A 14392-nucleotide genomic window follows, 5' to 3' on the forward strand; every position below is an offset into this window, starting at 1 on the left:
CATGCCCTCGTTCGCAGCCATGCCCCTATCCGCCATCGACCGCCGCCGCATGGTCGCGCTGCTTGTTGCCGGGGCCGCCATGCCGCTGGCTTCGGCCTGCGGCGCGCAGCCTGCCGGAAGGGGGCGTTATCCCGTTGAGAAAAGCGAGGCGGAATGGCGCAGGCTGCTCAGCCCCGCGCAATACCGCATCCTGCGCGAAGCGGGGACGGAGCGGCCCTTCACTTCGCCGCTTCTGAACGAAAAGCGCAAGGGCACGTTCACCTGCGCGGCCGATGGCACGGCGCTGTTTGCCTCGTCCACCAAGTATGACAGCGGCACCGGCTGGCCCAGCTTCTGGAAGCCGCTGCCGGGCGCGGTGGGCACCAGCACCGATCGTTCGCTGGGAATGGTCAGAACCGAGGTGCATTGCCGCCAGTGCGGCGGGCATCTGGGCCATGTTTTCGATGACGGCCCGTCGCCCACGGGCCTGCGCTACTGCATCAATGGCCTTGCACTGAAGTTTGTGCCCGGCTGAACGCCAAGTTCAAGCGCATAAGCAAGAAAAGCCCCCGTTCCGCGAGGGAAGGGGGGCTTGATCTTGGTGCATCCCTTGCGGGATGGACAATCAGGCAGCCGTGGCCTTCACCAGCTCGCGCTTCACCTTGAGGGCGCGCGGCGAAAGCTTGGCATCCGACTGCTTGAGCAGCCAGTTGTCGAGACCGCCGTTGTGCTCGACCGAGCGCAGGCCATGGGTCGACACGCGGAACTTGAAGCTGCGCTCCAGCTTTTCGCTCATCAGCGTGACGTTCTGCAGGTTGGGCAGGAACAGGCGCTTGGTCTTGTTGTTGGCGTGGCTTACGTTGTGACCGACTTGGCGGCCCTTACCGGTCAGTTCGCAGATACGCGACATGGCTGAAATCTCGCTTGTGTTCGATAATACCTATCGGGAAGGCGCGGCTCTTATCGATTCATGGGCCGAAGTCAAGGATTCGGAGTTTGAAAGCGATGATCGGGCACTTATACCGCGCGCCATGACCCGCTGGCCCCTGCCCGAACCGATGCGACTGGCGCTGGAGGAAGCAGCGCGGGCCGCGGCCGAGGGCGAAGTGCCGATCGGCGCGGTGGTCGTCAGGGACGGCAAGGTCATTGCCGCCGCGCACAACCAGCCCCGCGCCCTGAATGATCCCACCGCCCATGCCGAAATGCTGGCGATTCGCGCGGCCGCTGCGGCACTGGGGCAGGAGCGTCTGGACGGGTGCGACCTGTGGGTGAGCCTTGAACCCTGCGCCATGTGCGCGGGTGCCATCGTTCATGCGCGCATCGCCCGCGTCTATTTCGGCGCCGCCGATCCCAAGGGCGGCGCGGTCGACCATGGCGCGCGGGTCTTCGACCAGCCAACCTGTCTGCACCGGCCCGAAGTCTATTCCGGCATGGGCGAGAGCGAGGCGGCAGATCTGCTGCGCGGCTTCTTCCGCGCCAGACGTTAGACGGACGTCGCTAGAGAGCTGTCGCCCGAAAAGGCCGCGCTAGAAGCTTCGCCAGATCTTCACGGGCACATTGTCAGCCGGACCGGTGCCCTTTGGACAGCGCGCAGGCTTCATGCGGCGCGAATGGCAAACGTGGATTTCGCGCAGCCAGCCGTCGCGGCCCAGCAGCAGGCGGATCATGTCGGGCCTGAGGCGCGGATTGGCGATGACCATGGCCTGGCGCACCTTGCCCGCGTTGAGGCCGGGCGTGCGTGAAAGACGGGCCATGTCGGGAAACTGCATCGCCTGAAACAGGGCGCGTCCCTGATCGAAATAGGCCGCAGGGTCATCGCTCATGCAGGTGCCATGCTTGGCCCATTCGTGCATGAGCAGATCGGCCGAAGGCGTGGTGCAGAAATTGCGGCGTAGCGTCTGCGCATCGGGCTGACGGCGGGCGGGGCAATATTGCGGATAGAGACCGTCCCGCCCATCGGGCCAGAGACCGTGGAGAATGAAGCCGAAGCGGCCATGCCGGCCTGAACACTGCGTGGCATGGCTCGGATCGTCCTTGCGCGTGCGGCAGAACTGAGGCGACCAGCTTATCGCAAGGGTATAGCCCGTGATCGGCACGACGCGAGGCGGGCCGTCCGGCTCCGGCAGGGGCGGCACAGTGATCTGCGGCGGCACCTGGCACTGCCAGTCCTGCGCGGCTGCTGCCATGGGCGCCAGCGCAAGAAGCAGGGCGCAGCAGCTCCTCATGACGCCGGGCATGGCGGTCAGGCCGCCTTGTCCTGCTTCAGCCACGCCGATGTGGCGGGCAGGAACATCAGCACCGCCGCCGCCAGCATCAGCAGGATGGCGATGGTCGAGAAGATGGCAAATGGCAGGCCGATCATCTTCGCGACCACGGGTATTCCGGCAAGTCCCACCGCATCGAGCGCGATGATGACCGCAAGGAACCAGCGCGCCACCCCGAAGCGTCCGCGCGTGATGACAAGGGTGAGGCCGATGGCGACAAAGGCATTGGCAAAAGGCCCGATCAGAAGCTTGGTGCGATCAATGTCGAGTGCGGCGGCCATTGCCCCGGCATGAACCAGCACGTTGACAATGCGCAGCAACTGGCTGGTGATGACACCATATTCCAGGAGACGGACGGGGACGGGGCGCATATCGGCCATGGCAGGGCGTTCCTTCAGGAAAGCGGGGTGAAATCAAGGCCGATGTCGGCGGCAGGCGCGCTCTGCGTGAGGCGGCCGACCGAAACATAATCGACGCCCGATCCGGCAATGGCGGCGATCGTGTCGAGCCGGACACCGCCTGACGCCTCGCATGGCACCCGCCCTGCCACCAGCGCCACGGCTTCGCGCAGAAGATCAGGTCCCATGTTGTCGAGCAGCAGGCGCGTGGCCCCGGCGGCAAGCGCGGGTTCGATCTGGTCGATCCGGTCAACCTCGCAGATCACGTCCTTCACGCCCGCGGCAAGCGCGCGGCGCACCGCTTCGGCAACGCCGCCTGCAACAAGGACGTGGTTGTCCTTTATCATCGCGGCATCCCACAGGCCCATGCGGTGATTGGTGCCGCCGCCCATGCGCACTGCATATTTTTCAAGGTGGCGAAGGCCCGGAATGGTCTTGCGCGTATCAAGCAGCTTTGCGCGTGTCTGGCCCATGGCATCGACATAGGCCCGCGTGAGCGTGGCCACGCCCGAAAGGTGCTGCACCGTGTTCAGCGCGCTGCGCTCTGCCGTCAGCATGGCGCGCGCATTTCCTTCAAGCCGCATCAGGTCCGATCCCGGCGAAACCCGCGCACCTTCTTCCGCCAGAATCTCGACCGTCATGTCCGGATCGAGCGCACGGAAGAACGCGGCGGCAATCGGCAGCCCGCAAACCGTGATCGCATCGCGGCTGTCCATCACGCCGGAAAAGCGCGCGTCGGCGGGAATCACGCTCTCGCTGGTGACATCATGCCCGCCGCACGGAAGGCCCTCGCCCAGATCCTCGGCCAGCGTTGCCGCGACGAAGGCTTCCACATCGAAGCCGGGAATGGAGAAGCTGCTCATGCCCTCGCCCTATCGCTGCGGGGCGCGTGTGTCGAGCGGTGGCGCCTGCCTTACCGTGCCGCCAGCTCCAGTGAACCCGGCCCCAGTGAACCTGGCCCCAGTGAACCCGGCCTCAGTGAACGAAGCGCGCCACGACATCGCGATAGGAGCGCGATACCTTCACCTCGGCGCCCGATGCCAGCACCAGGAAGCATTCGCCATTGGTGTGCGGACGGACCTGACGGACCTGATCGAGGTTGACGATCTTCGAGCGGTGGACGCGCTGGAACACGCGCGGATCGAGACGGCGCTCAAGATCCTTCATCGTCTCGCGCAGGATCAGCGAATTGTCGCCGGTGTAGATGCACATGTAATCGCCGGCCGCTTCGATGCGTTCGATGCTGTCGACATCGACGCGGAAGATCTGGCCGCGATCCTTGATGTTGATGAGCTTTTCGAAACGGCCTGCGGCCGGTTCGCCCTCGTCCTCGATTTCGGGCATGGCGCCGGGGGCCACTTCGGCCAGCACGGTCTTGAGCTTTTCGGCCTCCTCGCGCCCGCGCTTTTCCGAAATGCGGGTGCGCGCCCGGTCGAGCGCATCGGCCAGACGATCGGTCTCCACGGGCTTGAGCAGGTAATCGACTGCATTGGCCTCGAATGCCTTGATCGCGTGCTCGGAAAAGGCCGTCACGAAGATGAACAGCGGCGGGTCGATCTCCATCACGCCCTTGACCACGGAGAATCCGTCGAAACCGGGCATCTGGATATCACAGAAGACTAGGTCGGGCTTTTCGGTCTTGATCTTGCGGATCGCCTCGCGACCGTTCGAGCAGGTGTCGATCACCCCGACATCGGGAAAGGCCTGAAGGCGCAGTTGCAGCCCCTGGATCGCCAGCTTTTCGTCGTCGACGAGGATCGTGCGGATGGTCATGCGGTTTCCTTGTTCACCCGGTAAATGGCATCACGTTGCGCCCCCGTGATGGTTCCCCCGTTGCGTCTGGATTTCGGCGATTGCCTTATCGCAGGACGATGAACCGGCCTTGAAGTTCCCGCACGTCATGCGATTGTTCCTGCGGGCCTGCGCGATGCGATCATGCCGGGCGCTGCGGCAGCGGGCGGTGCCTTTGCCTCGAAAGGCAATTCGAGCACGACCTGGAAGCCCCCTTCGGGCCGGTTGGAAATCTCGAAGCGCTGGTTTTCGCCATAAGCCTGAAGCAGCCGGTCGCGGATGTTGGCAAGGCCGATGCCGGTGGAATCGCTGCTGGCGCCAAAGACGCTGGCAGGGTCGGTGCCCGCAGGCAGACCCGGCCCGGTATCCGAAACCCTGACGCGCAGCATCGGGCCGACAAGTTCCGCCTCGACCGTGATCTCTGCCCCGTATTCCAGCGGGCTGACCGCATACTTGATGGCGTTTTCCACCAGCGGTTGCAGCAGCAGCGACGGCATGAGCGCGTTCATCACGGCATCATCGATGCGGAAATCGGTGCGCAGGCGATCCTCGAAGCGCATCCGCTCGATGTCGAGGTAGAGCTTGAGCGTCTCGATCTCCTGCGCCACCGTCACGCGCGCCGTCGGCTCGTTGACGAGGGTGTAGCGCAGGAACGAGGACAGGCGCGAAAGCATGGCATTGGCCGGTTCCGTCTGCTTGAGCAGGACCAGCGTGGAAATGGAGTTCAGCGTGTTGAACAGGAAGTGCGGGTTGAGCTGATAGCGCAGCATCGCCAGTTGCGCGCTGGTGGCCTGTGCTTCCAGCCGCATGAGCTGATCGTTCTGTTCTTCCACCTGCAGGAAGAAGTTGATCGCGTAGTAAAGCCCCGTCCACGAAATCAGCAGCGTGAGATCGAGGTAGAACACGCCAAGGAAAAGCTGCGCGAAGCTGGCATCGCTGCCCTGCCGGTAAAGGCTGATGACCCATGAATCGATGAAGGCATAAAGCCCCACCGCCACCGACAGCGCGAACGCGGTAATGCCCCAGGTAATCAGCGGTCGGCGGTTGATGAGCGCCCGGTAGATCACCGAGAGGATCAGCGAGATCGAAAAGCCCGTGATCGTGGCGATCACCACGATGACAAGGAACGACCACGGCTGGCCGTTGGCGATCGAGGACATCGCGCGCAGCAGCATCGCGCCGCCCCAGCCAAGGAACTGCAGGCGCCAGAACGCGCGGTTCTTGTTGCCGAAGAACGGCGTGGGTCTGAACGGCAGGGCTGCCATGGCGCTGGTTGTAACGACTGGTTCAGCCCAGCGCTAGAGCGCCTTGCCCGTGCGGGCCGCATCGATGGCCGACTGGAGATCGGCGGCCGGAACCGCGCCGTTGATGATGCGCCCGCCGATGATCCAGGCGGGCGTCCCGTTGATGCCAAGTTCGCGCGCGATTTCGAGGTTGCGCTGCAATTCGGCGGTCACATCCGCGCGCGCCGAGGCAGTGCGCGCGGCGGCCAGATCGAGACCTGCGGCAGTGGCGGCGGCGGCGATGCTGGACGGCGATGGGCGTTCGCCAGCGAACATGGCCGCATGATAGGCCGGATACTTGCCCTGCGCCGCCGCGGCGAGCGCCATGCGCGCGGCATCCTCGCTTTCGGGGGCGATGATCGGCAGTTCGCGCACCACCACCCTGAGATCGGGATTGGCGGCCACGAGCGCCTCGATCGCTTTCACGCTCTGGCGGCAGTAGCCGCAGGCAAAGTCGGTGAACTCGACCAGTGTCACGCGCCCCTTCGGATTGCCCAGAATTGCGCCGGGAAAGGGCTTCTCCACCTCGGCGCGCATGGGCGCCAGCCGGCTTTCGGCATCGCGGCGATGCAGGCGTTCCATCGCTTCGGGCAGGACTTCGGGATGATCGAGGATATAGGCGCGCACAAGGCTTTCGATGGCGGCGCGCTCCTTGCTGCTGATCCCGGCGCTTGCCAGGCTTGCTTCAAGCTGCGCATCTGCCGCATCGGGCGATCCGGCGCGGTGCTGCTGGAACCACCAGCCGGCCACGGCACCGGCAACGGCGAACATGGCGGCAGTGGCGGCGAAAAGGCCGAAGCGGCGGGGCTGGTGGTCGGTCATTCTCGTCAGCCTTAGCGCGATCTGCGCTGGCGTTCCATCATGGCCCGCGCAGACATGGCGATATCCTGCGCGCGCAGCCAGTCGGGCGTGCCCTTGGGCAGCGCGGATTCGGCGGCTTCGGCGCTGCGCAGCGCGGCGGGGATCTGCCCGGTCATCAATTGCTGTTCGGCGCTGGCAAGGCGCGCCCGCGCGCTGTCGCCGCGCGCTTCATAGACCACGCCAAGCTGATACCAGGCAAAGGGGTTTTCCTTGTCGCGCACAATGGCGGCGCGCAGCACCTTTTCGGCTTCGGCATAGTTGGCCTGGTCGTCGGTCGCGATCAGCGCATGGCCAAGCGTGGTGGCAATGAGCGGCGCATTGTCGGTGAGCGCCACGGCCTTTCGCAGGGGAGCAATCGCCTCGGCCGGACGTCCCGATTCAAGCAGGATCTGGCCTTCCAGTTCGAGGAAGTAGGGATTGTCGGGATCGCTGGCGATGAGCGCGCGCGATTCGGCAAGCGCCTTGTCGGGATAGGCGTCCTTGTGAAAGGCATAGGCGCGGGCGTAGCGCGCGGGAACATCGGTCAGATATTCGGGGTAGGCGCGCAGCGTGTCCTGCGGGTCGGCAAGATAGCCGTAAAGCTTGGCCTTGACGCGCAGGAACCGCGCCTGAAGATCGGGCGGCGAGGGCTTGTTCCACGCAGGATCCTGCTGATAGGTATCGAGCAGGGTGGCAAGGCGGTCTGCCGTCATCGGGTGGGTGCGGTAGAACTCGGCATCGGGGTTGCTGCGCGCGCTGTAGCCATAGCGGTATTCAAGGTTCTGGAGTTTCTTGAAGAACTCGATCGAACCGCGTCCGGAAATGCCCGCATCGGCAAGAAACTTGGCTCCAGCGGCATCGGCGGAGGATTCCTGCGCGCGGCTGAAGGCAAGGAACTTGCCCATGGCGGCCTGCTGCCCGGCCATGAACACGCCCATTGCCGCCTCGGCCGATCCAGCGGCAGCGGCAAGCCCGCCCAGCAGCAGCGAAAGCACGGTGATGCCGGTGGCGGGCTTCAGCCCTTCATCGAAGCGCACGATGTGCCCGCCGGTGATATGGCCAAGCTCGTGCGCGATGACGCCTTGCAGTTCGTTCACGTCATCCGCCGCGCCGACCAGCCCGGAATGGATGTAGATGGCCTGCCCGCCCGCAACGAAGGCATTGATCGAACCATCGTTGAGCAGAACGAGGTCTATCGCCTGCGGATTGAACCCGGCGGCGCGGAAGATCGGCGCCGAGGCATCGCGGAACAGGGCTTCGGTTTCGGCATCGCGCAGCACCGATTGCGCCGCCGCCGGTTGCACGCACAGCGAAAGCGCCGCGATCAATGCCAGCAGGCGGCCAATTGCGCGCGGGATCAGTGTGGCCGGGCGTGCGGCGGGGGGGATGGCGCGTTCCGTCACAGCCCCGACCTTAGGCGCCGGGTGCCTGAACCGCAACTGAAGCAGGCGCTTGGCGGGCCGAGGTTGCCCGGCGCAGGAAGGGCAGCACGGCATCAAGCAGGCGTGTATCGCGCGAGAACGGGCGCGCCAGCATCATGATGATGCGTTCATGGCCTACGCCTTCGAGGATGACAGGCGCGGTAGGGGCGCCGGCCTCGGTCAGGAGCCGGGCCAGACGGCGCGAATTGCGCGGCTTGACGCGCGTGTCCTCGTCGCCCGTGACCAGCAGCAGCGGCGGGGCATCGGCGCGCACGAAATTGACCGGCTGGGTTGCGGCAGGGTCCGCCGCCTTGCCGAAGCTGTGGATCGTGGCGGGCGTATCAAAGGGGAGGAAATCGAAAGGGCCTGCCAGCGAGACCGTGCCGCCGATCATTGCCGGATCAAGCCCCACGCCGCGCAGCCACTGCGGATCGAGCGTGAGCATGACCGCATTGTAGGCACCCGCCGAATGGCCCATCAGGGCAAGGCGTGACGGATCGCCCCCGCCCTTCGCGGCATTCTCGTGCACCCAGCGCAGCGCGGCCGCGCCATCTTCGAGCATGGCCGGAAACCGTGCCGCCGGATAGAGCCGGTAGCCTGCCAGAACCACGGCATAACCCTGCGCGCAGAAGGTGCGGGCGATGAAGCGGTAATCGTGCGGATCGCCGCTCGACCAGCCGCCGCCATGAATGAACACCAGCACGGGCAGCGGGCCTTGCGCGTCTGCGGGCACAAACATTTCCAGCTTCTGTGCCGGGTCCGCACCATAGCGGGCGCTTGCAGAAAGACGGATCGCACCATCGCCGCCGCTCAGCAGCCGGTCGGCCCCGTCGAGCACGGCGACCGCATTGTTGCGCATGGCATGGCGCCATGCGGCATGGCTGAGCGCGCCAAGCAGCACGAGGCTGAGCACTGTCCAGCCGATCCAGCCCATGCGTCGTCTGCCCTTTGCCGCTTCCGTCATGGCAGCAGGGCTAGCAGGCTCCTGCCCGCAGGGCAAAGCGCCTCTCAGGTCAGGTCATTCCGGCAGGGGGACTCAGCCGACAAGGTGGCGCGCGGCGCGTTCAATCAGCGCCGCATCGTCATGCACTTCGCCCAGCGCCACCACTTCCCCGTTCTCCAGACGGCGGACCATGACCAGCGCGAATTCGCAGCTTTCGGGCACGGCGATCCCGGCCACCTTGCGCGTGGGCAGGCTGCGCAGCGTTTCGGCCAGAGCTTCGGGCGCGCGCCGGGCCAGTGCCTTGCCCGCATCCTCGCGGCGCAGGCGGCGCTCGGCGTTGACCACACCCTTGAGGCCGCCGGGCGCATCGGAAAGATAGGCGGCGAGCTGGCCCCGGCCAAGGCCGATGCGCTGTGCATGGGTAAGCGCGGTGGCATATTCGGTCAGCCGCGTCTTGTCGTAATCGGCACCGAACACGAGCTTGACCACCGGGGTCATCGGCGCCCGCTCCTGCATCGTCAGGCCCGCATCGGCCAGCAGTTCGGCAAAGTCTCCCGGCGCATCCTGTGCGGCCAGCGCAAAGTCCCATGCGCGGCCGATGGCGGCATAGAGAGTCGCGCGGGTGCGGTCTTCGCTGGAATGGGCGGCATTGGCAAGTTCGCGCGCTGCGGCCAGCCAGTCGGCCAGCGCTTCGGGTTCTGTCCCGGCGCCTGCATTGCCCGCACCTGTATCGGATGCCTTGCCGGACAGCGGGAAGATGTCGTCGTCAAGGCCGAAGGCGGGCGCGGGAAAGCTGTCGAGATCAGGCGCGGCATCGGCCGATGCCGGGCCGTCGGCCCAGATGTCACCCGCCTCGATCAGCGGGCGGCGCGGCAGTTTCCTTGCCGGAGCGTTTTCAAGCGCCTGTTCGATTTCCAGGAGCAGTTCGTCGGTCGTCGCCTGATCGGCCACTTCCTTCCAGTTGATGGCGCCCATGATGTAATCGATGGCGCTGCCATTGGACGAGAACGGCAGGAGGATGCCGCGATAGAGCACGGTGCGGCCGTGCTGGTTCACGAACTCCGCCTCGAACCCGATCGGCGCCTGATTGGCGATGATCTGGAGATAGTGGTCGGTGATGCGCGAAAGCAGCGAGCGTCCGGGCACATCGCTCAGGCGCTGGATGGCGCTGCGGGTGCCGCATTCCTCGGCCAGCCTTGCGCCAAGGAAGGTGATCGCCGGATCCTCGATGCCGTTGTCGAAATGGAGCAGCACGAGATTTTCGGAAAAGTCAGGATGATCGCCTTCGAGGAACGAAGTGACCGAGGGGAAGGCATCCGTGCCCAGCAGGCTGGCCCAGTAATTGTAGGCGCGCACCTGCATCCGGCGTTCGTCCTGCCCCAACAAGGGCGGCGGTTCGCTGGCTGCGTCGTCTTCGGGCGCATCGGGTTCGCGCGTGACATGTTCGAAGCCGGAAAGATCGAGTTCGGCTTCCCTGTCCAGATCGAGGCTGGCGTCCCGATCAAATCCGCGCAACGTATCCATCAGCTTTTCCTGATCCCCTTCTTACCGGATCAGGTCTGGCGCAACTTCGTGAAGAAGTGCTTAAGTTGCGCCAACAAGGCTTCCGACTGGTTAACGCGCGGCGATGGCCGCCGCCCGCGCCAGCAGGCGCTGCGCCTGCGCAAGATGCAGCAATTCCGCCATTTTGCCGTTGACGCGCAGCGCACCCTTGCCGGCATTGGCGGGGTTGGCAAAGGCTGCAACGATTGCCTCCGCTTCGGCTATATCGGCATTACCGGGCGCGAAAACGCGGTTGCACACGGCAATCTGCGCGGGGTGGATCAGCGTCTTGCCATCGAAACCCGAATCGCGCGCCTGCACGCATTCGGCTTCGAGCCTGCCTTCATCGTCGATTGCGTTGCATACCCCGTCGAGCACGACGAGACCGTTGGCGCGCGCGGCCAGCACTGCCATTGTCAGCACCGGCACGAAAGCGGCGCGGCCCGGCAACTGGGCCATGCCGCTGTCCTTGGCCAGATCGTTGAGGCCAAGCACCATCCCGGCAAGCCGCGTCGTTGCGGCGCAATCGGCAATCCGTTCCAGCGCCAGCACCGCGCGCGGCGTTTCGATCATGACCCACAAGGCAACGGCGGCATCGAAACCTGCCGCGTCCATCGCGGCCGAAAGCGCCTGAACATCGGCCGCATCATCAACCTTGGGGGCAAGCACCGCCTCGACCGGGGCAGCGGCAAGGGCAGCAAGATCAGCGCTGCCCCATGGCGTTGCCAGCCCGTTGATCCGGGCAATCAGGCGCCGGTGCCCGAAACCGCCCGCCTGCGCTTCGGCCACCAGCGCGGCGCGCGCATCGGCCTTGGCTTCGGGAGCAACGGCATCTTCGAGATCAAGGCAAACCGCATCGCAATCAAGACTGCGCGCCTTGGCCATGGCCCGCGCGTTGCTGGCGGGCATGTAGAGCATCGAGCGCAAGGGGCGGTCATCGCGGCAAGCGGCAACAGTCACAGGTAACGGACCTTCATCTTTATGCGCATCGGCGCGCCGGTCACGTCGATGGCGGCGGCATCGAACTTGGGCGGAGACATCTTGACCGGCGCATCGCGCGAGAAGCCGAAGCCTTCCTTGGGCAGGAACAGTGCCTTGTCCATCTTCTTGTTGCCGTTTTCGTCATGCAACAGGACGATGGCATAGCGCCCCGGCATGACATCGCGCAGCACCAGCGGGCCTTCCTCGCCTGCCCTGATCGAGGCGATGCGGCGCGCCGGATCCTTGTCGCAGCCTTCGGGAAACAGCCTGGCATTGGCGGTCATGCACAGATAGACCATGCCCTTGTCGTTGCGCAGGCCGGTGACGTCCACCGTGATCGTGGTGGGAGCAGGGGCATTGCCCGCCAGCATGGCGATGGCGGCGATCGGGGCAAGGCGGCGGTTCATGGCTTGGACAGTCCCTTGTCGGTTCCGCACAACCGGTCCCAGAAGCGGAAATAGAGACCGTAGTTGCAGCGGTATTGTTCGTGATGGCGGTGGTGGTGGCTGGCGGTTATCAGCCACTGGCCTGCTGCGCCATGAACGAGCCGGCGCGGAAACATTTCCCAGCCCATGTGATTGGTCACGCCCATCACGGTCATGATGAGCAGAACCAGCCCCAGAACGGCGATGTGGATGGGGATGAAGAACACGAGCACAGGGATGAGCAGCGAGACAATCGCCGCCTCTGCCGGATGGAAGTTCATCGCCGCCCAAGCCGTGGGCGGGCGGCTGGCGTGGTGAATGGCGTGAATGTGCCGGAACACGGCTGGCCGGTGCATCCAGCGATGGGTCCAGTAGAACCAGGTATCGTGGATGAACAGATAGAGCAGCAGCGACAGGGGCATCCACCACAGCGGCAGCGCCTGCGGATCGGAATAGATGCGGGTCCAGCCGTGCTGTTGCCAGCCCCACGCCACAATGCCTGCCGGCACGCCATAGATGGCCGCCGTGGCAAGGCTCCAGCCGATTTCCGAACGGATCTGCGCCTCAAGACCGCGATAATGGCCGGGCCGCACGCGCCGGGTCAGCCATGCGAAAAGGCCGCTTGTGGCAAGATAGCGCACGGCAACGATCACGGTCATTGCAAGGGCCGAGGCAAGAACGCTTTCCATCGCGCGGTGCTATGCCAAGGTTTGCGCCGGGATGACAGCCCTGCCTTGGGGCAAGGCTGCCATGCAAAGGGGCCGGTGCGGCGGCGGGTCATCAGCCCGCGCGGCGCACCTTGTGCTTGTGCGCGCCGACACCGGGGGCGCCGCGCGGGCGGAAGCTGCGCGGCTTGCCGCCGTCACGCTCGCCGCCGTTGGCGGTGGTATCGAGCACGGGGTTGCGCACCGGGCCGCGATCATGGGTGCGATCTGCATCCCGGCGTTCCTGACGCGGGCTGGTGTCGCGCGGACGGCCATCACGGCCTTGCGCGCGTCCGCCATGGCTCTGCCGACCGGTTCGGCCATCGCCGCCCCGTCCGCCATTGCCGCGTGCATCGCGTGCATCGCGGCGGGCGTCGCGTTCCTGTTCTTCGGGCTTGCGGCTGGGCGCTGGCAGGCGTGCCGCTTCGGTCGTGAAGTTTTCGGGCAGCGGCAGGGCGGCAATCTTCACGCGCGTCAGCTTCTCGATGTCCTTGAGATAAGGCTTCTCGTCGGGCGCGCAGAAGCTGATGGCCATGCCGTCCGCTCCGGCGCGTGCGGTGCGGCCGATGCGGTGGACATACTGTTCGGGCACGTTGGGCAGTTCGAAGTTGAAAACGTGGGACACGCCCGAAACGTCGATCCCGCGTGCCGCGATGTCGGTGGCAACGAGCACCGGGCACGAACCCTGCCGGAAGGCTTCGAGCGCGGCGGTGCGCTGGGCCTGGCTCTTGTTGCCATGGATGGCGCGCGCGTCGATTCCGGCGGCGGAAAGGTGGCGCACCACGCGGTCTGCCCCGTGCTTGGTGCGGGTGAACACCAGCGCCCGGTCCAGTTCCTTCGATGCCAGCAGGGCGCGGATGCGCAGCGTGAGCAGCGCCTGCTTTTCAGCCTGGTTGATGAAGGTCACATACTGTTCGACGCGTTCTGCCGTGGTCGATTGCGGCGCCACTTCGACGCGCACCGGGTTGACGATGAACTGCTTGCCCAGATCCTCGATCGTCTTGGGCATAGTGGCCGAGAAGAACAGGCTCTGGCGGGTCTTGGGCAGGAGGTTGGCCACCCGCTTGAGCGCATGGATGAAGCCCAGGTCCATCATCTGGTCGGCTTCGTCGAGCACGAAGATCTCGGTGCGCGAAAGGGTCAGCGCGCGCTGGTCGATCAGGTCGAGCAGGCGGCCGGGCGTGGCGACGAGCACATCGACGCCGGGCACCAGACGTCGCGCCTGCTTGCCCACGGGCACGCCGCCGAACACGCAATCGACCGTCATGTTGAGGTTCTTTGCATAGCCCTTCATGTTGTCGGCAATCTGGGCGGCAAGCTCGCGCGTGGGCGAGAGCACGAGCATCCGGCACGAAGCGGGCTTGCGCGGCTTTGGATCGGCCGCGAGCCGGTGCAGCGAAGGCAGCGAGAACGCAGCGGTCTTGCCCGTGCCGGTCTGTGCGATGCCAAGCAGGTCACGGCCCTCAAGCAGGGCGGGAATGGCCTGGCGCTGGATCGGCGTCGGGTCGTTGTAGCCCTTCGATTCAAGCGCGCGCAGGATGGGTTCGGCAAGGCCGAGGTCGGAAAAATAGGACATTATGAAATGCTTTCATGGGCGCACCGGCAGGGTGCCGGCGCGCATGGGGAGTTCGCTGGGCGCAAGTGCCGCATGGACACGAGCGGGGTCGATCGTGCGACCCGTGCGTGAAAGGGGAAGCGGGCGGGGCAGGGACCGTTCATCCGGAGCGGAACCAGTGCCATCGCGGCAGGCTCTCACGCCAGCACCCGGATTGCAGCAGATAAGGCCTGCCACCGGTCCTGTTGCGGTGCACATAAGCAGGG

At 65.5% G+C, this 14392-nt stretch carries 16 protein-coding genes; 2 read left to right on the top strand and 14 right to left on the bottom strand.

What is annotated here, in order from left to right; genetic code table 11:
- Nucleotide 1: 1 nt before the first annotated feature.
- Nucleotides 2-514 carry a peptide-methionine (R)-S-oxide reductase MsrB gene (gene msrB / locus DKM43_RS12830; protein WP_236632575.1) on the top strand — a complete coding sequence of 171 codons (513 nt, stop codon included), beginning with the start codon at nt 2-4 and terminating at the stop codon, nt 512-514.
- Between the two features lie 90 nt (nt 515-604).
- Here the strand turns inward: msrB and rpmB are convergent, their stop codons facing one another.
- The gene (gene rpmB, locus DKM43_RS12835) at nt 605-889 is read right to left on the bottom strand and encodes a 50S ribosomal protein L28 (RefSeq protein ID WP_109798897.1); all 285 of its coding nucleotides are present in this window, start codon (nt 887-889) and stop codon (nt 605-607) included.
- A 121-nt stretch (nt 890-1010) separates the two neighbouring features.
- Here rpmB and DKM43_RS12840 point away from each other — a divergent pair, with 121 nt between their 5' ends.
- Entirely contained in the window at nt 1011-1466 is a 456-nt protein-coding gene (locus DKM43_RS12840) for a nucleoside deaminase (protein ID WP_109798933.1), read from the top strand.
- 39 nt (nt 1467-1505) lie between these two features.
- On the opposite strand, the gene DKM43_RS12845 is transcribed toward DKM43_RS12840, so the two are convergent.
- The 13 genes from DKM43_RS12845 to DKM43_RS12905 all read right to left on the bottom strand — a co-directional run bounded on the left by DKM43_RS12845 (nt 1506) and on the right by DKM43_RS12905 (nt 14147).
- Nucleotides 1506-2165 (bottom strand): ribonuclease T2, encoded by a 660-nt coding sequence (locus DKM43_RS12845; protein ID WP_236632576.1) that lies wholly within the window; start codon nt 2163-2165, stop codon nt 1506-1508.
- Between the two features lie 56 nt (nt 2166-2221).
- Nucleotides 2222-2623 carry a hypothetical protein gene (locus tag DKM43_RS12850; protein WP_109798898.1) on the bottom strand — a complete coding sequence of 134 codons (402 nt, stop codon included), beginning with the start codon at nt 2621-2623 and terminating at the stop codon, nt 2222-2224.
- 14 nt (nt 2624-2637) lie between these two features.
- Nucleotides 2638-3504 (bottom strand): carboxylating nicotinate-nucleotide diphosphorylase, encoded by an 867-nt coding sequence (nadC, locus tag DKM43_RS12855; protein ID WP_109798899.1) that lies wholly within the window; start codon nt 3502-3504, stop codon nt 2638-2640.
- Between the two features lie 112 nt (nt 3505-3616).
- On the bottom strand, nt 3617-4414 hold the full coding sequence (locus DKM43_RS12860) for a LytR/AlgR family response regulator transcription factor (protein ID WP_109798900.1): 798 nt from the start codon (nt 4412-4414) through the stop codon (nt 3617-3619).
- A 125-nt stretch (nt 4415-4539) separates the two neighbouring features.
- Nucleotides 4540-5697 (bottom strand): sensor histidine kinase, encoded by a 1158-nt coding sequence (locus DKM43_RS12865; protein ID WP_109798901.1) that lies wholly within the window; start codon nt 5695-5697, stop codon nt 4540-4542.
- A 33-nt stretch (nt 5698-5730) separates the two neighbouring features.
- Nucleotides 5731-6537 carry a DsbA family protein gene (locus tag DKM43_RS12870; RefSeq protein ID WP_109798902.1) on the bottom strand — a complete coding sequence of 269 codons (807 nt, stop codon included), beginning with the start codon at nt 6535-6537 and terminating at the stop codon, nt 5731-5733.
- 11 nt (nt 6538-6548) lie between these two features.
- Nucleotides 6549-7943 carry a M48 family metalloprotease gene (locus tag DKM43_RS12875; RefSeq protein WP_407938499.1) on the bottom strand — a complete coding sequence of 465 codons (1395 nt, stop codon included), beginning with the start codon at nt 7941-7943 and terminating at the stop codon, nt 6549-6551.
- Between the two features lie 25 nt (nt 7944-7968).
- On the bottom strand, nt 7969-8940 hold the full coding sequence (locus DKM43_RS12880; protein ID WP_236632577.1) for an alpha/beta hydrolase: 972 nt from the start codon (nt 8938-8940) through the stop codon (nt 7969-7971).
- A gap of 72 nt (nt 8941-9012) precedes the next feature.
- On the bottom strand, nt 9013-10443 hold the full coding sequence (locus DKM43_RS12885) for a PAS domain-containing protein (RefSeq protein WP_109798903.1): 1431 nt from the start codon (nt 10441-10443) through the stop codon (nt 9013-9015).
- Between the two features lie 90 nt (nt 10444-10533).
- Nucleotides 10534-11379 carry an HpcH/HpaI aldolase/citrate lyase family protein gene (locus DKM43_RS12890; protein ID WP_109798904.1) on the bottom strand — a complete coding sequence of 282 codons (846 nt, stop codon included), beginning with the start codon at nt 11377-11379 and terminating at the stop codon, nt 10534-10536.
- 38 nt (nt 11380-11417) lie between these two features.
- The gene (locus DKM43_RS12895; protein ID WP_109798905.1) at nt 11418-11849 is read right to left on the bottom strand and encodes a DUF2141 domain-containing protein; all 432 of its coding nucleotides are present in this window, start codon (nt 11847-11849) and stop codon (nt 11418-11420) included.
- Nucleotides 11846-12556: a sterol desaturase family protein gene (locus tag DKM43_RS12900; protein ID WP_109798906.1), complete on the bottom strand. Its 711-nt coding sequence runs from the start codon at nt 12554-12556 to the stop codon at nt 11846-11848. Before DKM43_RS12900 ends, DKM43_RS12895 begins: the two co-directional genes overlap by 4 nt.
- Nucleotides 12557-12647: 91 nt before the next feature.
- Nucleotides 12648-14147: a DEAD/DEAH box helicase gene (locus DKM43_RS12905; RefSeq protein WP_109798907.1), complete on the bottom strand. Its 1500-nt coding sequence runs from the start codon at nt 14145-14147 to the stop codon at nt 12648-12650.
- Nucleotides 14148-14392: the final 245 nt, after the last annotated feature.

Origin of the sequence: Novosphingobium meiothermophilum, from assembly GCF_003171715.1 — a bacterium.
Lineage (GTDB): Bacteria > Pseudomonadota > Alphaproteobacteria > Sphingomonadales > Sphingomonadaceae > Novosphingobium > Novosphingobium meiothermophilum.